The sequence below is a fragment of the Mesorhizobium sp. M0500 genome (assembly GCF_040321165.1).
Taxonomy (GTDB): domain Bacteria; phylum Pseudomonadota; class Alphaproteobacteria; order Rhizobiales; family Rhizobiaceae; genus Mesorhizobium.
The window spans coordinates 20,529-44,040 of the sequence record NZ_JAMYRB010000013.1 but is presented as its reverse complement, the minus strand read 5'-3'; the positions used below and the strand labels follow the sequence as shown (position 1 = coordinate 44,040).

The 23,512-nt window shown below is 63.4% G+C and carries 19 protein-coding genes, 1 tRNA gene and 1 pseudogene; 15 read left to right on the top strand and 6 right to left on the bottom strand.

Annotated elements, in window-relative coordinates:
* Nucleotides 1–108: 108 nt before the first annotated feature.
* Complete coding sequence (locus NKI70_RS21745; RefSeq protein WP_352568033.1) at nucleotides 109–2,298, top strand: anthranilate synthase; 2,190 nt, start codon at nucleotides 109–111, stop codon at nucleotides 2,296–2,298.
* 32 nt (nucleotides 2,299–2,330) lie between these two features.
* On the top strand, nucleotides 2,331–3,260 hold the full coding sequence (locus NKI70_RS21740; protein ID WP_502894484.1) for a cation diffusion facilitator family transporter: 930 nt from the start codon (nucleotides 2,331–2,333) through the stop codon (nucleotides 3,258–3,260).
* A gap of 229 nt (nucleotides 3,261–3,489) precedes the next feature.
* Here the strand turns inward: NKI70_RS21740 and NKI70_RS21735 are convergent, their stop codons facing one another.
* On the bottom strand, nucleotides 3,490–4,572 hold the full coding sequence (locus tag NKI70_RS21735; protein WP_352568034.1) for a hypothetical protein: 1,083 nt from the start codon (nucleotides 4,570–4,572) through the stop codon (nucleotides 3,490–3,492).
* Between the two features lie 101 nt (nucleotides 4,573–4,673).
* On the opposite strand from NKI70_RS21735, the gene NKI70_RS21730 reads away from it, so the two are divergent.
* From NKI70_RS21730 to NKI70_RS21705, 6 genes are all read left to right on the top strand, one after another.
* Nucleotides 4,674–5,132, top strand: a complete 459-nt coding sequence (locus NKI70_RS21730) for a DsrE family protein (RefSeq protein WP_352456435.1) — start codon at nucleotides 4,674–4,676, stop codon at nucleotides 5,130–5,132.
* A 171-nt stretch (nucleotides 5,133–5,303) separates the two neighbouring features.
* Complete coding sequence (locus NKI70_RS21725) at nucleotides 5,304–6,101, top strand: SDR family NAD(P)-dependent oxidoreductase (RefSeq protein WP_352568035.1); 798 nt, start codon at nucleotides 5,304–5,306, stop codon at nucleotides 6,099–6,101.
* A gap of 49 nt (nucleotides 6,102–6,150) precedes the next feature.
* A complete protein-coding gene (locus NKI70_RS21720) occupies nucleotides 6,151–6,459 on the top strand; it encodes a putative quinol monooxygenase (RefSeq protein ID WP_352450553.1) in 309 nt (102 codons plus the stop codon).
* A gap of 272 nt (nucleotides 6,460–6,731) precedes the next feature.
* Complete coding sequence (locus NKI70_RS21715) at nucleotides 6,732–7,820, top strand: AbrB family transcriptional regulator (protein WP_352568036.1); 1,089 nt, start codon at nucleotides 6,732–6,734, stop codon at nucleotides 7,818–7,820.
* 183 nt (nucleotides 7,821–8,003) lie between these two features.
* Nucleotides 8,004–10,091, top strand: a complete 2,088-nt coding sequence (locus NKI70_RS21710; protein ID WP_352724892.1) for a TonB-dependent siderophore receptor — start codon at nucleotides 8,004–8,006, stop codon at nucleotides 10,089–10,091.
* On the top strand, nucleotides 10,091–11,305 hold the full coding sequence (locus NKI70_RS21705; protein WP_352724891.1) for an MFS transporter: 1,215 nt from the start codon (nucleotides 10,091–10,093) through the stop codon (nucleotides 11,303–11,305). The genes NKI70_RS21710 and NKI70_RS21705 overlap by 1 nt, the downstream gene beginning before the upstream one ends.
* Nucleotides 11,306–11,562: 257 nt before the next feature.
* Here the strand turns inward: NKI70_RS21705 and NKI70_RS21700 are convergent, their stop codons facing one another.
* Nucleotides 11,563–12,639, bottom strand: coding sequence for a siderophore-interacting protein (locus NKI70_RS21700; RefSeq protein ID WP_352568039.1), 1,077 nt, complete (start codon nucleotides 12,637–12,639; stop codon nucleotides 11,563–11,565).
* A 204-nt stretch (nucleotides 12,640–12,843) separates the two neighbouring features.
* Nucleotides 12,844–12,929 (bottom strand) — tRNA-OTHER (locus NKI70_RS21695).
* Between the two features lie 78 nt (nucleotides 12,930–13,007).
* Here NKI70_RS21695 and NKI70_RS21690 point away from each other — a divergent pair.
* A pseudogene (locus NKI70_RS21690) lies at nucleotides 13,008–13,127 on the top strand (IS5/IS1182 family transposase); the annotation flags it as partial.
* Between the two features lie 30 nt (nucleotides 13,128–13,157).
* Here the strand turns inward: NKI70_RS21690 and NKI70_RS21685 are convergent.
* Nucleotides 13,158–13,934, bottom strand: coding sequence for an esterase family protein (locus NKI70_RS21685; RefSeq protein ID WP_352568040.1), 777 nt, complete (start codon nucleotides 13,932–13,934; stop codon nucleotides 13,158–13,160).
* 4 nt (nucleotides 13,935–13,938) lie between these two features.
* Complete coding sequence (locus tag NKI70_RS21680) at nucleotides 13,939–15,105, bottom strand: ATP-grasp domain-containing protein (RefSeq protein WP_352568041.1); 1,167 nt, start codon at nucleotides 15,103–15,105, stop codon at nucleotides 13,939–13,941.
* 808 nt (nucleotides 15,106–15,913) lie between these two features.
* On the opposite strand from NKI70_RS21680, the gene leuA reads away from it, so the two are divergent.
* The 4 genes from leuA to NKI70_RS21660 all read left to right on the top strand — a co-directional run bounded on the left by leuA (nucleotide 15,914) and on the right by NKI70_RS21660 (nucleotide 21,371).
* Nucleotides 15,914–17,650 carry a 2-isopropylmalate synthase gene (gene leuA / locus NKI70_RS21675; RefSeq protein ID WP_352697511.1) on the top strand — a complete coding sequence of 579 codons (1,737 nt, stop codon included), beginning with the start codon at nucleotides 15,914–15,916 and terminating at the stop codon, nucleotides 17,648–17,650.
* Between the two features lie 142 nt (nucleotides 17,651–17,792).
* Nucleotides 17,793–19,589 (top strand): tetratricopeptide repeat protein, encoded by a 1,797-nt coding sequence (locus NKI70_RS21670; RefSeq protein ID WP_352697509.1) that lies wholly within the window; start codon nucleotides 17,793–17,795, stop codon nucleotides 19,587–19,589.
* Nucleotides 19,590–19,815: 226 nt separating this feature from the next.
* Nucleotides 19,816–20,619, top strand: a complete 804-nt coding sequence (locus NKI70_RS21665; protein WP_352680920.1) for an alpha/beta fold hydrolase — start codon at nucleotides 19,816–19,818, stop codon at nucleotides 20,617–20,619.
* Between the two features lie 134 nt (nucleotides 20,620–20,753).
* On the top strand, nucleotides 20,754–21,371 hold the full coding sequence (locus NKI70_RS21660; RefSeq protein ID WP_352690557.1) for a hypothetical protein: 618 nt from the start codon (nucleotides 20,754–20,756) through the stop codon (nucleotides 21,369–21,371).
* 76 nt (nucleotides 21,372–21,447) lie between these two features.
* On the opposite strand, the gene NKI70_RS21655 is transcribed toward NKI70_RS21660, so the two are convergent.
* A complete protein-coding gene (locus NKI70_RS21655; RefSeq protein WP_352586933.1) occupies nucleotides 21,448–22,392 on the bottom strand; it encodes a metallophosphoesterase family protein in 945 nt (314 codons plus the stop codon).
* A gap of 53 nt (nucleotides 22,393–22,445) precedes the next feature.
* Between NKI70_RS21655 and NKI70_RS21650 the strand changes: the two genes are divergently transcribed.
* Together NKI70_RS21650 and NKI70_RS21645 are read left to right on the top strand one after the other, a co-directional pair.
* Nucleotides 22,446–22,946: an NUDIX domain-containing protein gene (locus tag NKI70_RS21650; RefSeq protein WP_352690555.1), complete on the top strand. Its 501-nt coding sequence runs from the start codon at nucleotides 22,446–22,448 to the stop codon at nucleotides 22,944–22,946.
* Nucleotides 22,947–23,037: 91 nt separating this feature from the next.
* Nucleotides 23,038–23,511: a hypothetical protein gene (locus NKI70_RS21645; protein WP_352697507.1), complete on the top strand. Its 474-nt coding sequence runs from the start codon at nucleotides 23,038–23,040 to the stop codon at nucleotides 23,509–23,511.
* Nucleotide 23,512 lies beyond the last annotated feature (1 nt).

Genomic DNA, 23,512 nt, shown 5'->3' with positions numbered 1-23,512 from the left:
GCGTTCGCGTGACAATAGAGGGTGGCCGCAGCGGAATGTCCGGGCGGCCATTTGTTTTTTCAAGCCATTCCCGGGTCCGTTGCCCCAAAGACGCTGATGGAGACGGCAATGACGACGAAAATTCTGGAGAATGGCGCCGAGCGCTTCGTCACGGCGGGTGGCGTGGCGATTACCCGCCAGCGCCATGACCGGCCTTACGAGGGGGCGATCGACGGCTATGTCGATGGCCTGAATTCGCGCCGCGGCGCCGTGTTCTCCTCGAATTACGAATATCCTGGCCGCTATACGCGCTGGGATACCGCCATCATCGATCCGCCGCTGGTGATCTCGGCACGCGGCCGCGCCATGCGCATCGAGGCGCTGAACCGCCGCGGCGAGGTGCTTTTGCCGGTGATCGGCACGGTGCTTGCCGGCCTTGACGATGTCACGATCGCCGAGACGTCGAATAAACTCATCCGCCTCGAGGTCGCCAGGCCCGGCCGTGTCTTCACCGAAGAGGAACGCAGCCGCGTTCCCTCCGTCTTCACCGTGCTGCGCGCCATCACCGCTTTGTTCAAGACCGAGGAAGACGCCAATCTCGGCCTCTATGGCGCCTTCGGCTACGATCTCGCCTTCCAGTTCGATCCGGTCGACTACAAGCTCGAGCGCAAGCCAAGCCAGCGCGACCTCGTGCTGTTCCTGCCCGACGAGATCCTCGTCGTCGACCATTATTCGACCAAGGCCTGGACCGACCGCTACGACTATTCCGGCGATGGCTTCTCGACCGAAGGCCTGCCGCGCGACGAAATCGTCGAGCCGTTCAGGACCGCCGACCGCATCCCGCCGCGCGGCGACCACGAGCCCGGCGAATATGCCAAGCTGGTGCGCAAGGCGATGAAGAGCTTCGAGCGCGGCGACCTGTTCGAAGTGGTGCCGGGGCAGATGTTCTACGAACGCTGCGAAACCCAGCCCTCCGAGATTTCCCGCAAGCTGAAGAGCATCAACCCTTCGCCCTATTCCTTCTTCATCAATCTCGGCGAGGGCGAATATCTGATCGGCGCCTCGCCGGAAATGTTCGTGCGCGTCAACGGCCGCCGCGTCGAGACCTGCCCGATCTCCGGTACCATCAAGCGCGGCGACGACGCCATCTCCGACAGCGAGCAGATCCTGAAGCTGCTCAATTCGAAGAAGGACGAATCCGAACTCACCATGTGCTCGGACGTCGACCGCAACGACAAGTCGAGGGTCTGCGAGCCGGGCTCGGTGCGCGTCATCGGCCGCCGCCAGATCGAAATGTACTCCCGCCTGATCCACACCGTCGACCACATCGAGGGGCGGCTGCGCGAAGGCATGGACGCCTTCGACGCCTTTCTGTCGCATGCCTGGGCGGTCACCGTCACCGGCGCGCCGAAATTATGGGCCATGCGCTTCATCGAGCAGAACGAGAAGAGCCCGCGCGCCTGGTATGGCGGGGCGATCGGCATGGTCAATTTCAACGGTGACATGAACACCGGCCTGACGCTTCGCACCATTCGCATCAAGGACGGCATCGCCGAGGTGCGCGCCGGCGCCACGCTGCTCTTCGACAGCATTCCCGAGGAAGAAGAAGCCGAAACCGAACTGAAGGCATCCGCCATGCTCTCCGCCATCCGCGACGCCAAATCAGGCAATGCCGCCAGCACCGAACGCAGCACCGCGCGTGTCGGCGACGGCGTCAACATCCTGCTGGTCGACCACGAGGACAGTTTCGTCCATACGCTCGCCAACTATTTCCGCCAGACCGGCGCCAACGTCTCGACGGTGCGCACGCCGGTGCCGGACGAGATCTTCGACCGGCTGAAGCCAAACCTGGTCGTGCTGTCGCCCGGCCCCGGCACGCCGAAGGACTTCGACTGCGCCGCCACCATCAAGCGGGCCCGTGCGCGCGACCTGCCGATCTTCGGCGTCTGCCTCGGGCTGCAGGCGCTGGCCGAGGCCTATGGCGGCGAGCTGCGCCAACTGCACATCCCGATGCATGGCAAGCCGTCGCGCATCCGCGTGTCGAAGCCGGGCATCATCTTCTCCGGCCTGCCCAAGGAGGTGACGGTCGGCCGCTATCATTCGATCTTTGCAGATCCGGTGCGGCTGCCCGATGGTTTTGTCGTCACCGCCGAGACCGAGGACGGCATCATCATGGCCTTCGAGCACCGCAAGGAGCCGATCGCCGCAGTGCAGTTCCACCCGGAGTCGATCATGACGCTCGGCCACAATGCCGGCATGCGCATCATCGAGAACATTGTCGCGCACCTGCCGCGCAAGGCCAAGGAAAAGGCCGCTTAATTCGAGGGCTCAGCGTTGGGATCTTTTCCCCAGTGACCGCGGCAGAAATCAAAGCCGCCGCCAGGCAGAAGGTCGCCAGCCTCGCCTTCTGGTCGATCGTCGTCGCCTGCGTCGTGCTCGGCCTGAAGCTGGTGGCCTGGTACGTCACCGGTTCGGTCGCGCTTTATTCGGACGCGCTGGAATCGATCGTCAACGTCATTGCCTCGGCCGCCGCCTATTGGGCGATCCAGGTCAGCTACAAGCCAGCCGACCAGGACCATCCGTTCGGCCACCACAAGGCCGAGTATTTCTCGGCCGTCCTCGAAGGCGTGCTGATCGTGCTTGCCGCCTTGCTGATCCTCAATGAGGTCTGGTGGTCCTGGCAGCATCCTGCGCCGCTGGAACAGCCATGGACCGGCCTTGCCGTCAATGGCGTCGCAACGGTCATCAACGCCGTCTGGGCCTTGACGCTGATCCGCACCGGCCGAAGCGAAAAATCGCCGGCTCTCGTTGCCGACGGCAGGCACATCATGACCGACGTGGCGACCTCGGTCGGTGTGTTCATCGGCCTGGTCGGCGCCGTACTGACCGGCTGGCAGGTTCTCGATCCAGCTCTTGCGGTGATCGTGGCGCTGAACATTCTGTGGCAGGGCTGGCACGTCATCGGCTCGTCGATGAACGGGCTGATGGACCGCGCCGTCGACACCCAGGAACATATCCGCATACGCGACATCATCTCGGCCAATTGCAAGGGCGCGCTCGAGGTCCACGACCTGAAGACGCGCATCGCCGGCCGCGCCACCTTCATCGAGTTCCACCTGGTCGTCGACGCCGACATGTCGGTCGGCGCCAGCCACGTCATCTGCGACCGCATCGAGGACGCGCTGCAGGCAGAGATCCCTTCCGTCCGCGTCATCATCCATGTCGAGCCCGACGACGAGGCGAAACTGCCCAAGGGCACGACGGCCGTGCCCTTTGCGTGAGGTGGCGGCGGGACGCCGCCATCCAAAACCTTGAGATCGGCGGGACAGCACCCCCCTCTGTCCTGCCGGACATCTCCCCCTCAAGGGTGGAGATTGGATGTCGCTTTGGCTTTCGCCAATCTTCAAAGAAGAACGCTGTCGGTGAAGCTGCCGATCTCCCCCCTTGAGGGGGAGATGTCCGGCAGGACAGAGGGGGGTGCTGTCTCGCCGGCATCGCGTCTCTGAACTGCTAAAGCCCGCAGGCAGCCTGCGGCATCGGCTCCAGCCGGTAGACCTTGTCGTCGGAGCTGGTGTCGTCCTCCGCCGAGCACAAATCGATGATCGGCAGGCCGCTGTTCGGGTTGGCCAGCATCATCGTGCCGTTGGCGCCGCGGCGAAGGAAGACCTCCTTTTGCGCGATATCGCAGGAGGCAGCACCCGTCTTCGCGCTCGCCGCGCAGCGCCATTGGTCGCCCTCGCCCTGGCAGTTGTAGACCTGCGTGACCTTGGCCGATTTCTGCCGCGTGGTAACCGAAACGGCGATATCGGCGCCGCTTGGCCAATTGGCCGGATCGCCCTCCTTGGCGAAAGACGCCAGCTCGACCGGTCCGCGGAACACCCTGATCGACTGGGTCAGTTGGTCTGGATGCGAGCCGAGATGCGCGGCGTCGTAGTCGCGTCCGTAGCAGAAGGGCTGGTCCGGCTTCAGCCGCTCGCGCAATGGCGGGCCAAGGGCCGGGTCGATCGGGTCGATGCGCGCGAACTCCGCCTTGCAGGTGGCGGCCGGCATCGGGTCGAGCCTGAAGCCGTTGTCGTCCTTGCCCAGCGCCTGCCTTTCGTACTCCGCCTTGCCGAGCTCGTCTTCCGATCCGGCGTCGAGATAGAGGTCGGGCTGCACGTCCGAGACGATCAGCCGGCCTTTGTCGTCGACCTTCAGCGAAGCCATGGTGCGATCGCAGTCCATGCCGCAGCGGATCGGGCCGGTCTTGCCGTCCTCCGACTCATGACTGCACCAGCCGCCGAGCCATTCAGGCGCCTCGGCGCCGCGCACCGTCGTCGCCATGAAGCCATTGTAGGAGGAATCGATGCCGGCGCTTGGCTCCTCGTTTGGCCGGCTGACCGGATCGCGGCCGTAATAGAAGAAGATGCGCGTCACCTTCTGCTGCGGATGCGACTTGAGATGCGCGGCGTCATAGACGCGGCCGAAGCAAGCGTCCTTGCCGTCGGGGCTGAGCTCGGTGAGTTTGAGCGTGTCGTCGGCGAAAGCAGCACCGGCGACGGCGGCAAGCAAGGCAACCCCAACTCCGGCGCCCATCACGGTCCTTGATATCATGCTGGCTCCCCCTGCCCCGACAAGACGTGGCTTCAATTTATGCTAGGATTGAGGCCGAGGCCACGCAATTTGCGCCGGCCGGATAAATGGGAGATGAAGCCATGCGACGCCGCGATATTTTCCGCGTCGGTCTTGCCGGGGCCGCCGGGCTTTTCGGGCTGCGCCCCATCAAGGCCGCAGCTAGTGAAGTCAAGCCGGCGGCTGCCGAAGAGGAAAGGCAAAAGGTCGCCTATCATCTCAGCGACCTCGACAAGGTCAATTTCGTGCTCGGCAACATCAAGAACCACTTCGAAGGCACCGACGGCAAGGTCGACATCGCGCTTGTCGTGCACGGCCCAGCACTTGCCGCCTTCAAGTCGAAGGGCATATCGGCCGCCATTTCCGGGCGGTTCGCCGGCCTTGTCCAGGATGGGCTTAGCCCGCACGCTTGCGCCAACACCATGCACGGCATGGATATCGGCCTGGCCGACCTGCTCGACGGCTTCCATGCAGCCGACAGGGGCGGCGTCGTCAAGCTCGCCGAATTGCAACGCCAGGGCTACGCCTATCTCAGGCCATAAGGCAATTCCAGGAAAAGTGTGAAACGGTTTTCCGTCCGGAATTGCGTCAAGACAAAGAGGGAGCGGTTCGCCGTTTCCGTGAAACGGTGAACCGCTCTAAACTTTTACGGACTTGAACGCGAGGACTGCGAGGGCCTACGAAGAGCAGGCAGAGTCCCCGGAGGAATAGACGTGCCAGCCACCACCACCCTTGTCAGCCCCTCTCTGGTCATCCCCGACCTTGCCGGAAAGGCGGTCCTGGTCACCGGCGCCTCGACGGGCATCGGCGCGGCGCTCGCACTCGCCTACGCCGCGCAGAAATGCCGCGTCGCGCTGCATTACAATTCGAGCCGCGCGGCTGCCGAAAACCTGGCCGCGACCATTCGCAACGGCGGCGGCGACGTGTTCCTCGCCCAGGGCGATTTCTCGATCCCCGCCGATGTCGAGCGCGTCGTCGAGGACAGTGCGCAACATTTCGGCCGGCTCGACGGCCTCGTCAACAATGCCGGCGGCATGCTCGGCCGCGTGCCCTATGCCGGGCAGACCGAGGCGCATTACGACGCGGTGATGGACCTCAACGCGCGTTCCGTGCTGACAGCTTCGCGCAAAGCAATCCCATGGCTGAAGCGGCAGGGCGGCTTCATCGTCAACACCTCCTCGATCGCCGCGCGCAACGGCGCCGGTGGCGGCGCCGGCCTTTACGGCTCGGCCAAGGCCTTCGTCTCCAACGTCACGCGCGGCATGGCCAAGGAGCTGATCGGTTTCAACATCCGCGTCAACGCGGTGGCGCCCGGCACGATCGCGACACCTTTCCACGAGCGCTACTCGACCGACGACCAGATGAAAGGCATGATCGCCACCATCCCGCAGGGCCGCGCCGGCACCGCCGAGGACTGCGTCGGCGCCTATCTGTTCCTCTCCTCCGATCTGTTGAGCGGCTACATCATCGGCCAGGTGATCGAGGTCAATGGCGGCCAGTTGATGCCGTAGGCGACGAACTGCATACTCCTGGTTGCGTCATCTCAACGGAGCAAAGCGAATGTACGGACTGATCGGCAAGATGCGGGCGATGCGCGGCCAGCGTGACGCAATGATGGATATCCTGCTCGCCAGCACCGGCGCCATGCCCGGCTGCCTGAACTACATCATCGCCACCGACCCGGCCGATGCCGACGCGATCTGGGTGACCGAAGTGTGGACCGACGCCGAAAGCCACAAGGCTTCGCTGCAGCTGCCCGAAGTCCAGGCGGCAATCGCCAAGGCACGGCCGATCATCGCCGGCTTCGAGTTCCAGGTGGAGACGCATCCTGTTGGCGGGTTCGGGTTGCCGGCGGTGAAGGCGGGATAGAGGCAGAGGCCGGCAGGACAGCGCCCCCCTCTGGCCTGCCGGCCATCTCCCCCTCAAGTGGGGAGATTGAATGTCACTTCGGCCTTCGCCAATCTTCAAAGAAGAGCGCTGTCGACGAAGCTGCCAATCTCCCCACTCGAGGGGGAGATGTCCGGCAGGACAGAGGGGGGCGCGAAGGATCGCTACGGATGGTTGGTGCCATTACCACCCAAGCCCTTTTCCGCGCAAAAAGGGGTTCGCATTTTTTCGCCACCGGTCTAAGAGCCCCATCTATGGATTCTTCCCCGAACCCGCCGGCCATCGAGCACCTGGCGCGGATCCACAGGGCCTGGCAGTGGCCGGTCCTGGTGGTGGTCTCGGTGCTGTTTGCCGGCGCGCTGGAACTCGCTGCCCTGCCCGCCGCGCTCTTGATCGGACCGATGCTGGCGGCCATCGCTGCCGGCACCAACGGCGCCACGGTGCGCGTGCCGCGGGTTCTGTTCGGCTCAGCCCAGGCGGTCGTCGGCTGCTTGGTCGCCAGTTCCATCTCGGCCGATATCTTTCCCGTCTTCTACAAGGAATGGCCGCTGTTCCTTGGCGTCGTGATGGCGACGGTCGCGGCATCCAGCCTGCTCGGCTGGCTGATTAGCCGCTGGCGCATCCTGCCCGGCACCACCGCGGTCTGGGGCTCGTCGCCGGGCGCCGCCACCGCCATGGTGCTGATGGCCGGTGCCTTCGGCGCCGACCAGCGCCTCGTCGCCTTCATGCTGTATCTGCGCGTCATCTGCGTCTCGATGACGGCAGCCCTGGTGGCCAAGCTTTGGGTCGACACCTCAGGCATCGAGGTGCCGGCCATCGTCTGGTTCCCGCCGGTCGATCCGCAGAGCTTGGCCGCAACATTCGGCGTGGCGCTGGTCGGCGGCCTCGCCGGAAAGCTTTTCCGGCTGCCGTCGCCGTTTTTCCTCGGCACCTTCATTTTCGGCACCGTGATCCATCTCGGGCTCGGCGTGACCATGCAGTTGCCACCCTGGCTGCTTGCCTTGAGCTATACGATGATCGGCTGGAGCATCGGCCTGAATTTCACCAGGGCCATTTTGCGCCACGCGGCCCGCGCGCTGCCGCAGATCGTCGGCTCGATCATTGCCCTGATCGTCTTTTGCGGCGGCCTCGCCTTCCTGATCAGCCGCCTGCTCGGCATCGATCCGCTGACCGCCTATCTGGCAACCAGTCCCGGCGGCATGGACAGCGTCGCCATCATCGCCGCCGCCGCGCAGCATGTCGACATCTCCTTCGTCATGGCGCTGCAATCGGCACGCTTCCTGATCGTGCTTCTGGTCGGCCCAAGCGTGGCGCGGCTGGTGGCGAGAAGCCTCAAACCATAGCAGCTTGCCTCTGCCTGCTTCGCAGCCGGTTTTCCTGAAACCGGGTCGCACTTTGCTGCCGCCGACCGTATCGGGCCAGCACGCGCACGAGCTCAAAAAATAACTTGACTCAAATACTCAGATTTGAGAGCCCCTTTCGTCAATGTACGGAAGAGTGGAGACGAGTTCATGCGGATACGGACGATGACATGGCTCCTGGGGATATCATTGCCGGGCAGCATGGCCCTGCTCGGCCTGTCCGCGCCGGCTCACGCCCAGGACCAGGGCGGCGTCACCGTTCTCAACAAGATCGAGGTCGATGCCGAGAGCGACGAGATCCTCGTGCAAGACGGCTACGTCGCCAAGAAGGACCGTATCGGCACCAAGACCGACACGCCGATAGTCAAGATTCCGCAAGCGGTTTCGGTTGTGACGCAAAAGCAGATCGAGGACCAGAAGCCACGCACGCTGAACGAATCGCTCGGCTATGTCGCCAGCGCCAATCCGAACAGCTTCGGCTTCGACACCCGCTATGATGCCTTCTTCCTGCGCGGCTTCCAGGCCTTTTACAACGGCATGTTCCGCGACGGGCTGCGCCAGTACAACGGCCCCTCGGCCTGGTTCAAGACCGAGCCCTACGGCATCGAAGGCGTCACCATCCTGAAGGGTCCGGCCTCCTCGCTTTACGGCATCAGCGGTCCGGGCGGCATCGTCAATCTGGTCACCAAGCGCCCCAAGGAAGAACAGTTCCGCGAAGTCGAAATGCTGCTCGGCGCACACAATCGCTTCCAGGCCGCACTCGACGCTTCCGGCCCGGTGAACGAAGACGGCAGCATCCTCTATCGCTTCACCAGCCTCGGCCGCACCAGCGATACCGACCTGCCCGGTTATCCCGACGACAAGATCTATCTGGCGCCGGCAGTCACCTTCAAGCCGGATGAGGACACCAAGCTGACCATCCTCGGCGAATATTCGAAATCCGTCACCGGCGGCACCGCTGCCTTCTACAATTCAGGTGGCGCTCTAACGAACCTCTACGAGGGCGATCCCGCCTGGAACGACTTCGACCAGACCCAGGGCCGTATCGGTTACGAGTTCGAGCACCGTTTCAACGACGTGCTGACCGTCCGGCAGAACCTTCGCTACAGCGCCGTCGACGCCGACATCGAATATAGCGGTCATTACCCGGCCGGCGTGGATCTGAAACGCTATTGGGGCCACTACACCGAGACCATGAAGAACTTCGTCGTCGACAACATGGCGCAGTTCGAATTCGATACCGGCCAGGTCAGGCACACCGCGGTAGCCGGCATCGATTACGCCTGGTCGAACTATGACGCCGGCAGCGGTATCTCCTACGTTTCCGTCGACGACATCAAGGCTGCTCCGGTTCCTTACTCTGGCGGGCAGGAGATGAACCAGCTCGGCGCCTATCTGCATGACCAGATGGAGTGGAACGATTTCACCCTGTTCGCCAGCGGTCGCTACGACTGGGCCGACACCACCTCGACCGCCGCCGACTTCACCAAGTCCAAGCAGGACGACAGTGCCCTTTCCGGGCGGCTCGGCCTGTCTTACCAGACCGAATGGGGCATCACGCCCTATATCAACTATTCGACGTCGTTCTCGCCCAATATCGGCTTCGTCTATGACGATGTCAGCAGCCCTGTCGGTCGCGTCGCCCGTCCGACCATTGCGACGCAGAAGGAAATCGGCGTCAAATACGAATTTGCCGATTACAACGCCGCCGTCAGCGCCGCTCTGTTCGACATCGACCAGAAGGATGGCGTCGTCTTCGACGCCTCGACCGGCATCAACAAGCAGCGCCAGCTCGACCTGAACTCGCGCGGCGTCGAGCTGGAAGCCAGCGCTTCGCTCGACAACGGTCTCAGCATACTCGCCTCCTACACCTATCTGCGCGTGAAAATCGAACGCGGCGCCACGGGAACCGCAGGCAAGGAACTGTCGGCAACGCCAAATCACATCCTGTCGCTCTGGGGCCAATACCAGTTCGAGAGCGGGACGCTGCGGGGGCTCGGGCTAGGCAGCGGCGTTCGCGTTGCCGGCTCGAGCTATGGCGACGACACCAACACCTTCAAGAACGACGCGCGCGCCTTCGTCGACGCCTCGCTCTCCTATGATTTCGGCTACCGCAACCCCAAGCTCGAGGGCGTGAAGCTGCAGGTCAACGCCAAGAACCTGTTCGACACTCAAAAATCCATCTGCTCGGCCGGCTATTGCTACCGCGACGAGGGCCGCTCGCTGTTCGCTAGCCTGCGCTACCGCTTCTGATGTCGATCGCCGTTTCCAGCCGGGCATCGACGCCTGTCGCGATCGTCCTGGCGATCGGCGGGCTCTACGTCGCGCAGAGTGTGATCGGCGGCATCACCTGGGCGGGCCTGCCGGCGGTGATGCGCGACCAGGGCCTGCCGCTCGACCGGATCGGCCTGGTTTCGCTGATCGCGCTGCCATGGGCGCTCAAGTTTCTATGGGCGCCGGCCGTCGAGCGCTATCGGCTGCCGCCGGTCGGCAAGAACCGCACCGGCGCGATCGTCGCCGCCGGTGGGCTCGTGTCCATCGCCGGGCTGTGGGCCGTCGGCGCGCTCGGCCCGGAGGCCTGGTGGCCGGTTCTGGCCTGCCTGACCGTCGTCGCCTTCGCCGCCTCGACCGTCGACATTGCCTGCGATGGTTTCGCCGTGCAGAGCCTGGCGAAGGAAAACTACGGCTGGGGCAATGCCGCGCAGGTCGGCGGCGCCTATCTCGGCTCGGCCATCGGCGCCGGCCTGTTTCTGCTTCTGGTCGACGCTTATGGCTGGCGCATCGCCGTTTGGGCGATGGCCTTGCTGCTCCTGCCGCTCGGCCTTCCCTTCCTGCTTGGCGTGGCCAACCGCGCGCGCGAGGAGACGCGCGAGCATGTTCCCAGCCTTCTCGACGCGTTGAAGCGTCCCGAAATTCGGCGCGGCCTGGCAGCGTCGGCCATCTATGTCCTGGCCCAGAAGGCGGCGCTCGCCATGCTCGGACCATTCCTGATCGACGCCGGGCTCGACCTCTCGATGGTCGGGCTTGTCAACGGCGTCGGCAGCATGTTCGTCGGCCTGGCTGCCGCACTCGCCGGCGGCGCTCTCGTCAAATGGTTCGGCCCGCGCAGCGTGCTCGTCCTGGCGCTTGTCCTGCAGGCCGGATCGCTGTTCTTCTTTTCGGTCTTCGATTTTCTTGGTGGCTTCTCGACCACCGCTTTGATGGTCGTCGCGGTACTCAGCTCGTCCGGTTTCATGGCTATCGGTTTCGTCGCGCTTTACGCGCAGTTCATGCGCTGGTCAGATCCAAGACAGGCGGGCGTCGACTTCACGCTGTTCCAGTGCATGGACGCACTGATGAGCATGGCCGGCGGGATCGCGGCCGGCTACGCAGCGCAGTATTTCGGCTATGGCGCGTTCTTCGCAGGCGCCGGCCTCGTCGCGCTGCTGGCCGCCCCGGCGATCGCCTTCGTATCCGACCGCCGGTGACCCCGCCCGCCCTTGTGCAGCAGGGGAATCGCATATGGAAGTTTGGGGCATTTGCCAGGCCGCGTACCCCCACCCCTAACCCCTCCCCACAAGGGGGTGGGGGACGATGCCGCTGCTGTTTCGGCTAGAATCGTCGAAGTTTGCCGCTGAGTGGCGCTGCCGCAAAAGTTCCCCTCCCCCTTGTGGGGAGGGGTTAGGGGTGGGGGTCTTCTTCGCAAGAATCCATATGCGATCCTCTGCCCCCGAGGGGCGGTGCACTATTCTTCGCCGCCGTCCGCCGCTTGCGTCCCGCGGCGCCAGTAGGCGGTGACCAGATGCCGGTCGCGCGGCACACACCATTCCTTGCGGACGATCCTGCGGATCTCGCGGAAATCGCCGAACTCGCATCCGGCCCAGACATAGAGATTGTCGGCAAGCGAGGTCCGGCTCCGCTGCCGCAGCACCGCCGGCAACAGGCTGGCTGTGCCAGCCTCGCGCCCATGCCGATATAGCCAGGTGACGGCAACGGTCTCGCCCGCGGCCAGCGCGATCCGGTCGTCCGGGCCGTCGACCTCAATGAACGCTTCGGCGCGGGTTGACGGCGAAAGCTGCTCCAGCATCCTGCCGATCGCCGGAAGCGCGGTGTCGTCGCCGAGCAGCAACAGGTTTTGCGCCTCGGGCACGCCGCCCCCACCCGGTCCGATCATGCCGATGACCTCGCCGGCAACCGCCTTTTCGGCGAAAGCGGCCGCCGGCGTATCCATACCGGGGTGGAGGACGAAATCGACATCCAGCCAGCCACTTGCGGCGTCCAGCGCCCGGATCGTGTAGACGCGAACGACAAGCGCGTCCTCGCCCGACGGCCAGACCATCAGGCCGTCGGCGCCCATCGACGGCCACACCGGCAGCCTGCCGCGCGGCGGCAGCAGCAGCCGCACATGCAGGCCGCCACGGCCAAAGCGGCCGAGATCGTTGCCGGTGAAGCGGACGCGCTGCATATGCGGAGAAATCCGCGTCGAGGACAGCACCGTGATCTCGCGGAAGAACACCGGCGTGCCGGCATCACTGCCGTCGCCCTGCCAGGCGATGCCCCTGGTCGTGCCGAGATGTTGCGAAAAATGGCCGGCGACCGCCATCTTCATGTAGGACAGGCAGGTTTCATCCTCGGCCGCGACGCGGATCAGCACGTTGTCGTCACCGAGCGTCGCTTTCAACGAGCCGTAGTGCGTGCGAAATTCCCAATGATCGGCAAGGCCGGTATCGATCTCGGATTCGCCGTGCTCGGCGCGCAGCCTGTCCATCACCGACCGGATGACGGCACCGCTGATCCGGGTTTGCGCACTCAATTGCTCCATCGCTCAGCCTTTCGGTGCCATTTGAACCCGAGCTCGCCATACGGCGTCCTCGCCACGCCGGAATGCCACAGCCGGCCCGCTGTTTCCACTAAAAGATGATAAGTATAGTCATGTTTTGAAATCAGGCTGAAGGGAAGTCCATTTGCAGGCCGCATCACCTAAATATCGACATGCTCTAGGTCGTGAACTCGTAAAGCGGGGCGTCGCCAGCGGCAGGGATCGAACCCGCACCTGAGCCAAGAGGCTCAGGATCACTGTGGTGATACGTTTACCAATTCCGTCACGCTGGCACCTGCCTCGTAGCGCAAATTTGCGCGGATCGCCATTCGAGGCTTCTCTTGTGGCGTCCGAGCCGATTCAGCGTCGGCATGAGCCGATACGACCTGCCCGACTTCGAGTGGCGCGTGATCGAGCCGCTCCTGCCCAACAAGCCGCCAGGCGTGCCGCGTGTGGATGACCGCCGCGTGCTGAACGACATCTTCTCAAGGCGACTGTGGCTGCGCTTATGAGTCTACGGCCTAATCCAGCCGGTGCATCAGATCGTCGTCCAGCCAGCGGGCGAAGAAATAGACCAGTTGCTTGTGCCACCACGGCCATTCATGGGCGACATCGCCGCCCCAATAGTCGACCCAGGCCGGAATCGACTTGTCACGCAGGATCTGTTCCAGCGCCTGCGTATCGGCCAGCATCCGTTCCTCCCAGGCACCCTGCCCGCAGCAGAAGATCAGCCGCAGCGCCTTCAGCCTGACGAGCAGCCCCGGATCGACGATACCGGGCAGGTAGTCGAGCGGCGAGTTGAAGAAAATCTGTCCGTCGAGCGCGCTGCCGAAGAAATCGTGGGTCGAGTAAACCCCCGACAGCGCGATGACGCCGCTGGCCAGCTCCGGAAAGCGGAAGACGAAATTCGACGAATGATATCCGCCCATCGAGCAGCCGCAAAACAGCGGCTTCAGCGTACGCCCGCCATTGGCCTCGGCCGCGACAGACAGGAGTTCCGGCAGCGCCTCTTCGCGCACATAGCGGAAATACGCTTCATGCCGGGCGATGCGATGGGCCGGCTCGGCATGGCGGTCGAAGAAGGATTCCGCATCGATGCCGTCCAGCGTGAACAACTGGATGCGACCGGTGTCGACGAACTCGGCGAGAGCCGAGACCGCGCCGGAATCCTCGAACTGGTAGAACCGCCCTTGCGAAGTCGGGAACACAACCACGGGTCGGCCGGCATGGCCGTAGCGCTTGTATTCCATGTCGCGGCCGAGGTTGCGGCCAAAACCCTTGTGGTAGGAAACGTCCATCGCCTCACGCCTTTTCCGCATGGATGTAGTCGACCGCCCGGCGCAGCGCCTTCGGGTCGGTGGAGCGCAGCTGATAGGCGTAGTTTCCCATGGCGCGGCTGAAAACCTCCTCAATGGCGTGATGATGGACGATCATGCCGCCATGGGCGGCCAGCACGTCGGCATGGCTGTGCATATAGTTGAGGTGCCGCTTGCGGCTGGCATAGGCGGTGAAATACTTGCCCCTGTAAGGGCCGCCGGCGGCGTCCTTGACCACCATGTCGGCCCAGGCGGCATAGACATCGATATCGAAGGTGTAATTGATGGCATCGGTCATCCAGGCCCCAGGCGGCCGCATGTTGACCTCCAGCGCGATGACCCGGTCGTCCCTGGTTTCGAACAGCTCGATGTGGAAGAAGCGCTCGCGCACGTCGAACGCCTTGAGGATTTTCCTGCCGGCCTCCTCGACCGCCCGGCTGATCTCGGGAAAACAGACATAGCTCATATGGCGGTCGCGGTTGACCACCTCCATGACGCTCTGGTCGTAGCGGTGGCTGGCGGCCAGCACCACCTCGCCGTCGCGGTTGACCAGCCCGTCATAGGTCACCACCAGCCCTTCGATGAATTGCTCCATGACGAAGCTGACGCCTTCCGGCTTGTCCCTGAAGAAGCTGTCGAGTTCGCCGGCGTTGGAGATTTTGAAAGTGTTCGAGGCGCCGGAGCCGGAATCCGGCTTCACCACCACGGGATAGCCGACACGGCGGATGAAGGTCATGGCGCCGGCGCGGTCGGAGCACTTGCGTTGCGGGATGGTTTCGACGCCGCTCTTGCGGAAGAACGCCCGCATGCGGCTCTTGCGTTTCAAATTCTTCACGAAGTCGAGCTTGGTGCCGAAGATGTTGAAGTCGGTGCGGATATTGGCTTCCAGCTCCAGCCAATGCTCGTTGAGCGATTCGAACCGGTCGACGCGGCCCCATTTGTGGATGAAATGGCCGATCGCCCGGAACACCGGCTCGTACTCCTCCATGTCGTCGATGCGGTAATATTCCGAAAGGGCTGCCTTCAATTTGCCGTCCAGCGCATCGAACGGCGCGTCGCCAATGCCGAGCACGGTGGCGCCGGCCTTCTTCAGCCGGTCGCAGAAATCGGCGCCATTGGCTGGAAAATGCGGCGAGAAGAACACGAAGTTCATGGACGATCCCTCCCGGCGGCGAGCCATCGCACCCCCGCCGACAATCGACTCTGGCGCATTTGCCGGGCTCGGGGAAGAGCAACTGGATCAGGTGAGCGGCTGGGTCCGCGAAAGGTGACGCCAAAACCGTGAAATAAAAAACCCGCCTCGACGGCGGGTCCTCGGCGCCAATCAGCACCATACCGAAATTAGTAGCATAGCTGCCGGCACAAAGCAAGAACAAAGTTGCTGTCGTCAGGAAAAATCGCTTCATGTCGGCGCCGCGCCTTCATTGCAGCTTGGGTTCCTCGCCCCACGAAAGTAGGGAAAGGTGGCTCGGCGAAGCCGAGACGGAGAGGGGACTGCGCCCTACGAAGGCCCCTCTCCGGCCGCGGAGCCTGTCCTCGGGCTTGCCGAAGGCAAGACCCGTGGGCGGCCACCTCTCCCTCGTTTCGCGACGGCGAGGAACCCAGGTCTTGAGGCTGGATCGGCAGCTTCTGCGACAGCGAGGCTCCCACTTGCCTCGCTTTGCCCGCTCCTGTATGAAATCCGCCATGAGCCCGCGCGCCACCTCTTTTGCGTCCCGTCCGACCGGTATTGCCGGCCAGACCGTTCGCGCGCTTGCCTCCACCCTGCTGCTTCTCGGCCTTATCGGCGATCGCCGGGTTCGCTGAAGGAGCGCCCGGCGGTCGAATTCGCCGCTCACGCGCACGCTCCTTGGCCATTCACAAATTGGCACGTCACATCAAGCGAACGAAATTCTGGTAAAGGCGCCGCTCGCCACCAATCCGCCTGAAGCTGGATCCGCGAGCCGCCGGGAGAAAAGACGATGAACGCACGAGAAGATATCCGTCTGAATGTAGAGGAAACCGCCAAGCCCGCGAGGGGCATGCCGGATGCTGCCCGCAAATACCAGCCCTATCCGACCGTCGGTCTTGCCGATCGCACCTGGCCTTCGAAAGTGATCGACAAGGCGCCGATCTGGTGCTCGGTCGACCTGCGCGACGGCAACCAGGCGCTGATCGATCCGATGGGCCAGGAACGCAAGGCGCGCATGTTCGCCCTGCTGCTCGACATGGGCTTCAAGGAGATCGAGATCGGCTTCCCGTCGGCCTCGCAGACCGACTTCGATTTCGCCCGCTGGTGCATCGAACAGGGCAACGTGCCCGCCGACGTCTCGCTGCAGGTGCTGGTGCAGTGCCGGCCGGAACTGATCACCCGCACTTTCGAGGCGCTGAAGGGCTCCACCAACCCGATCGTCCATTTCTACAACTCGACCAGCGAATTGCAGCGCCGCGTCGTCTTTGAGAAGGACGTCGCCGGGATCAAGCGCATCGCCACAGATGCGGCCAAGATGATCACCGACATGGCGGCGAAAGCCGGCGGCGGCTACCGTTTCGAATATTCGCCGGAGAGCTTTACCGGCACCGAGCTCGAAGTGGCGCTGGAGATCTGCAACGCCGTCACCGAGATCGTCAAGCCGACGGCGGAAAACAAGCTGATCATCAACCTGCCCTCTACGGTCGAGATGTCGACGCCCAACATCTATGCCGACCGCATCGAATGGATGTGCCGCAATCTCGACAACCGCGAGAACCTGTTGATCTCGCTGCATCCGCACAATGATCGCGGCACCGGCATCGCCACCACCGAACTCGGCCTGATGGCGGGCGCCGACCGCGTCGAAGGCACGCTGTTCGGCAATGGCGAGCGCACCGGCAATGTCGACATCGTCACGCTGGCGCTCAACATGTACACGCAAGGCGTCGATCCCGGGCTCGACTGCTCCGACATCAACCGCATGAAGGACGTCTACGAATACTCCAACCAGCTGAAGATCCCGGAGCGCCACCCTTATGTCGGCGAGCTCGTCTACACCGCCTTTTCCGGCTCGCACCAGGACGCCATCAACAAGGGCATGAAGGCGCTGCGCAAGGCCAACACGCCGCATTGGGAGGTGCCCTATCTGCCGATCGACCCGGCCGATGTCGGCCGCAGCTACGAAGCCATCATCCGCATCAACTCGCAGTCCGGTAAGGGCGGCATCGCCTATGTGCTGCATGCGGATTACGGCCTCAACCTGCCGCGCAACCTGCAGATCGAGTTCAGCCAGGCTATCCAGGCGATCACCGACGCCGAAGGCAAGGAGGTGCCGGTCAAGCGCATCTACGAGCGCTTTCTCGACACCTATGTCGACCAGCCCGGCGCGCGGCTGAAGTTCCTCGACCACCACACCTATCCCGACACCGAGGTCAAGGGCCGGCGCGTGGTCGAAGCGGTGATCCTCGACAAAGGCAATGAGGTGACCATATCAGGCACCGGCACCGGCCCGATCGACGGCTTCGTCGATGCGCTGTCGCGCCATGTCGGGGTGCCGATGTCGGTGCTGGATTATTCCGAGCATTCCATGCAGCGCGGCTCGAATGCCTCGGCCATTTCCTATGTCGAGATGGAACATCCGGGCGGCAAGCTGTTCGGCGCCGGCATCAACACCAACATCGTCGCCGCCTCGCTAGAAGCCGTGGTTTCGGCCGCCAACCGCATCGTCGGCCGAAAGCGCGGCTAGCCGAAACGGTCAGGCTCCCGCCATCGGCCCACCGGAATTTATCCGGTGGGTACGCTATCGCACCATAAGCACATGCTTGTAAGGCGCCGCCAGCGCGATATGATCGTACCTCAACCTGTGCCGAATTCGAAGGGATCGACACTTGCAGCATACCACGCCTGCCGCCCCCGCAGTGCGCGAAACGTTGGAGCGATTGCTTGCCAGCGAAACGTTCGGACGATCCGAGCGCGCGCGCAAGCTGCTCCGCTACCTGGTCGAGCGCGAGCAGGCAGGCGAAGCCGACAGGCTCAAGGGCTTCTCCATCGCGATGGACGTGTTCGGCAAGGACGGCGATTTCGATCCGTCGACCGATGCGGTGGTGCGGGTGCAGGCCGGCAGGCTGCGCGAGCTTCTGCAGCAGTATTTCGCCAATGAGGGCGTTGCCGAACCGGTCCGCATCGCCATTCCGCGCGGCGGCTATGTTCCGTCCTACGAACTCAACGCCATTCGCTTGCCGGCGGAGGTGGAGCCCAAGGCAGAAAGCAAGCCGGAGCTGGCAACAGAGGAAGCGGCGACGACCGCCCCGCCCGGATCGCTGGAGGACGCCCGCAACCGGGCACATCCGGCTGCATTGCTGAGCATTCCAGCCGTCGCCCCTGCTGCTCCTTCGCTGCAACGCCATTTGCAGTTCTTCTGGCTGGCGATCGCGCTGGTCATCCTCATGCTGGGTGTGCTGATCCTTCGCCAGGGCAGCGTGGTGTTGCTGACCGGCGGCGACACGGCGGTCGAGACTGCGGTGGCGACCGGCAGCATAGCAGCGCCTCCCGTTGAAAACCTCCCCCAGGTCTACATCGCCATCAAGGCCGACAGCGACCTGGCTCGCCGTGTCGCCGCATCGCTGCGCGCCGGCCTCAGCGGCTTCGATACCATCAATTTCATCGGCCGTGATGCCGACAGCCCGCCCGATCCAGTAACCGACGCCGCCAGCTTCGTATTCGATGTCCTGCCCGGGCCGCGTAGCGGCGACATCATGCTCGAGCTGCAAAGCGTGGCGACCGGCCGTGTGCTTCTGTCGCGCAACCTGACCGCCGGCGACAGCGCGAACACCGCCATCGAGGACCAGATCTCCGGCATTTTGAGCTCGGCTCTTCCCGCCTCGGGCACGATCTACAACTACATCGAGCAGAGCGGCATCCAGACCGGGCTGACGGCGTGTCTGGTGCTCAACGGCAAATATTATCTCGACCAGAACGCCCAGACGCACGAAGCCGCTTACCGCTGCCTCGAAGATCTTGCCAACCGGGAGGCGAAGTCGTCGCTCGTCTATTCGGAACTCGCGTCCTTGCATCTCGAAGCGGTCACCGACCACTATCCCTATCCCGCCGACGCGACGATCGACAAAGCGATGACGTTTGCCCATCGCGCCATCCAGATGGGCCCGACCAGCCCCTACGCGCACCGCGCCCTTGGTTATCTCAACTCGCGCATGGGCGATTCCGCGGAATCGATCCGCTGGATGCGCAAGGCCTATGAGCTCAATCCCTACGATCTCGCAATGGCCGCCGCCTATGGCTACGGGCTGGTTTTCGCCGGCAGGTACAGCGAGGGCACCCCGATCATCGCTCACGCGGTGGACATCGCCAGCGCCCATCCGACATGGTGGGATTACGGGCTGTTTGCCGGAGAGTTCATGATGGGCGACATGAACAAGGCCACGCTCGCCAGCGACGGCTTGCGAACGACGGAAATGAAATCGCATTATCTGGCGGCGCGGCTGATCGGCGCCAAGGCTGCCGGCCGCGAGAAGCTGGCGAGCAGGCTGCTGCAGGAACTGACCGCCAAATTCCCGAAATTCGCAGCCGATCCGCGCGCAACTTTCGTCGAACGAAGATATCCCGCCGATCTGACCAACCGGCTGGTGGAAGCCCTGCGCGCCGCCGGCCTTGGCGGCGCCAGCTGACGTCTCCCGGCGCGTGCACGACGTCAGGTGATCGCGAAGATTTTACTGGCCATCCGGACGGCCAAAGCGCAATTCAGACACAATTTGAACCGGCCAATCTGATCCCGCATAGGTCTGATCCCGCATAGACTGATCTCCACATAAGTCTGACCTCCCGCAAAGACTGATCCGCATAAGACCGCCCCCGGCATCCTGACTGATCCCGGCACCAAGCCATAAAGTTTGCATGACCCCATCCCTTTACGCTGCCGAACGGGGCACCGGCCCGACAACGATTGCCTTCCTGCATGGTTTCGGTGGCTGCCACGACGACTGGCGCGATGTGGCCGAGTCTCTGGCGCCCGGCGCGCGGACCCTGGCCTATGATCTGCCGGGACATGGGCTGTCGCTCGATTTTCCGGGCGGCGGTCCGGCCAGGATTGCAGCCAGTGCCGTCCTTGCCGATCTTTCCGCTCGCGGGATAAAGCGGGCTCATCTCGTCGGTCATTCGATGGGCGGCGCCGTGGCCGCCCTGATGGCATTGAGCGAACCGGAAAAGATGGCCTCGCTGACGCTGCTGTCGCCGGGCGGTTTTGGTCCTGAGATCAATGGTCCGCTGCTGCGTCGCTACGCCGCCGCTGCCGGCACGGATGAAATCCGCGCCTGTCTTGCCGCCATGTCGGGACCGCAAAGCCGGCCCTTGCAGCATAGGGTCGATCTCGTCAACGAGATGCGCCGGCGTCCCGGCCAGTCGCGGACACTTGTCGAGTTCGCAGCCGCCATGACCAGGGATGATCGGCAAGGCGTCATTCAGCGCGAACGGCTGGAAACGCTGAACATGCCGGTCATGGTGGTTTGGGGAACCGACGACGCGGTGCTGCCCGTCAGCCAGGCGGACGGCGTGCCGAAGCATTTTCATCTGCACCACGTGCTGGAAGCCGGCCATATGCTGGTCGAGGAAGCGCCCGGCCTGGTCGTCGAGGCCGTCCGTCGCAATATGCGACGCCGCAGCAGGCGGCTTCGTCCGGGATTCGCCGCTGCGGCGAGCTGATCGGTCTTCGCGCAGGCACGGCGGCGGCGCTGGTGCTGCTCCAGCGAACCCTTGCCCGCTCATCGATCTCGCAAGTGCAATTTGCCGGCGGCTGTGTTAATTCGGTGTTAACCAAACCCCGCGAGGCAACGCCGATGAAGGACGCAGGCGAGAACATCACCCAGATCGATCAGTCGCGAAAACTGTCCGATGCCATTCGCGACGTCAAGAACGCCTTCGCCGACCGCGACGACGTCGTCGTCGAGATGCGCGAAGCGCATCGCATGCGGCTCGATCTGCTTGCCGCCGAACTCGCGCCGGTCTTCGGCGACGTACCCACCGATATGGACAGTTTCGACTTCGCCGTCTCGTCCGGCCTGCAGCCACGGCTGTGGATCGACGCCGTCAGCCATGTCGCCATGGGACGCGACCGCCGCACCTACCGCTTTCTCAAGGACACGCGCATCGGCCGCGTCGTGCTCGCCGAGTCGACAGAGATGAAGGTCGTTGCCGACCAGGTGACGCGCTATGTCGCCGAGCGCGTCGTCGAACGCCAGAGGATGATGGAAGGCGGCATCGAGCAAGCCGTCGCCGGCCTGAAACGCGCCCTGGTGGCGGAGGCTGAGCCGCCGCTGCATGTCCCTGGGCGCAGCAACGGCTGGTCGGCGTTCTTCTCGGGCCTCGGCCTGATCGCCGCAGGCGCCCTGGTCGGCCTGGCGATTTCGCTCGTGTTGTTCTGGGACCGCATCGTTGCAATGAAAATCAGCTTCTAGAGCGGTTCAGCGTTTCACGGAAACGCTGAACCGCACTATCTCTTTGTTTTGACCCAATTCCGGACCGAAAACCGTTTCACACTTTTCCTGGAATTGCTCTAGCCATCGAGGCCTCGGCTTCGACGCCAAGCTCCATTGTCTGCAGGTCGCTGGGCGGCAATGCCGGCCCGGTCAGGCCGCGGCGCGTCAGCCTGATCCGCCACTTGTCCTTTTCACCGTCGATGTCGAGCAGATTGTATTGCGCCGGCGCATGCGAACTGCCGGGCGCCTGCCCGGCGGCGGCGACCCCGACCACCGGGATTTTGGTCTTGCGGGCGCCGATGAAGAAGAGCGACGGCACATGCGAATGGCCGTGCAGCACAAGCTCGGCGCCGTGCCGGTGAAGAACCTTGTGGAAGCGCGAGATGCCGAACAGCCGCTTGTTCTGCGAAACGGCGCCGCGCACCGGCGGGTGGTGGATCATGATCACTCGGAACAGGCCCTGCTTGCCCGTGGCGTCGAGGATGCCGCGCAGCCTTTCCGCCTGGCCTTCCAGAAAGAAGCCGTTGGCCATGAAGGGAGCCGTGGCGCGCGCCGTCGAGACGCCGATCAGCGCAACTTCGCCGCGCACCCGCAGATACGGAAAGGTGTTGCGGTCGACCGGCGTATTGACGCCGTCGCCGGTCATCCACGCCGCCCAGGACCGGCAGGTCTTGTCGAAGGCGCCCGGCACATAGGCGTCATGGTTTCCAGGCACCACCGACACGTCGTTGGGCGAGCCCAGCGTCTCCAGCCAGTGCTTGGCCATCTCGAGCTCACCGTCGAGCGCCAGATTGACCAGGTCACCGGTGATGGTGAGATGGTCCGGCCCGCTGGCCTTCATGTCGGCGACGATCGTGTCGATGACGGCATCGTGCATGTAGCGGCGGCGGTTGCGCTGCCAATTGACGTAACCGACCACGCGCTTGGAGGCGAGATCGCGATAGGTTACATCGGGAAGCGGCCCCAGATGGACATCGGAAATATGCGCGAGCCTGAACATCTTTTCTTCATAGGCGAGGCGCGCGCGGCTTTCCACTCACGGTTTCGCGGACGATGACGACGCCGGATCCGGAGCAAGCCCTGCGTCAGACCGGCTGGCCGGGCTTCAGGGCAAGGCTGTTTCACCTGTACTTCGTACTGCGGCGGCCGATGACGCTCGGCGTGCGCGGCTTGATCCACGACCGCCGCTCCAATTCCGTCTTCCTCATCCGCCACACCTATGTCCCGGGCTGGCACCTTCCGGGCGGTGGCGTCGAGTTGGGCGAGACGATGATCGAAGCGCTGACGCGCGAAGTCTTCGAGGAAGGCAACATCGCGCTGACCGGACCGCCGGTGCTGAAATCCCTGCATTTCAACCGCCGCGCCAGCCGACGCGACCATGTCGGCCTCTATCTGGTCGAGGAGTTCGACCAGCCAGCACCCAAGCTGCCCGACCGCGAGATCGCCGAAGCCGGCTTCTTCCCGCTCGACCGCTTGCCCCAGGGCACGACACCGGCGACGCTGCGGCGGATTGCCGAAGTTTTTGAGGGGAATTCGGCATCGCCTTACTGGTAGATCATCTCTTCAACAGCTTTGGCTGCTTCGGTATAGACCGGCAGCATCCATTGTTCTCAGAGAGATACATGCTGAGCGATGAGGAGAAAAAATGCAACACAGCCAAAACGATAGGTTTAGAATCGCGCTCTATGTATCACTTTACACGGGAATTTATGTGATAGCATTTTCTGTGTTAGCCTTAATTTCGACAATAGTTCTTGCGATAGATCCATATATTTTAGCAAAAGTTGGAAGATTCATCCAATTCGCAATACAATTAGTTGCGGCATTCGTGACATATTTCGTTTTTATAAAGCGACATGCTCAGCTTTTTACTCGCACTGAATTCTGGAAAATGGTCGGCTTCTCAACCATGATAGAAATGATTTTGGGAATGGCTGTGCTTCTGCCGTCGGGATTGTTACGCGCAATCCCGCCCCAGATGTCGGTCCTGATCGTCATGATCAGCGGCATCGTTGCGTTCCTGGCAACGTCGCTCGGCTACTCCAATCGATTTGGAAATACCATATTGAAAGCTGAACTCGTTAGAAGGGCAAAGATGGACTCCGAAACCTTCCGCTAGG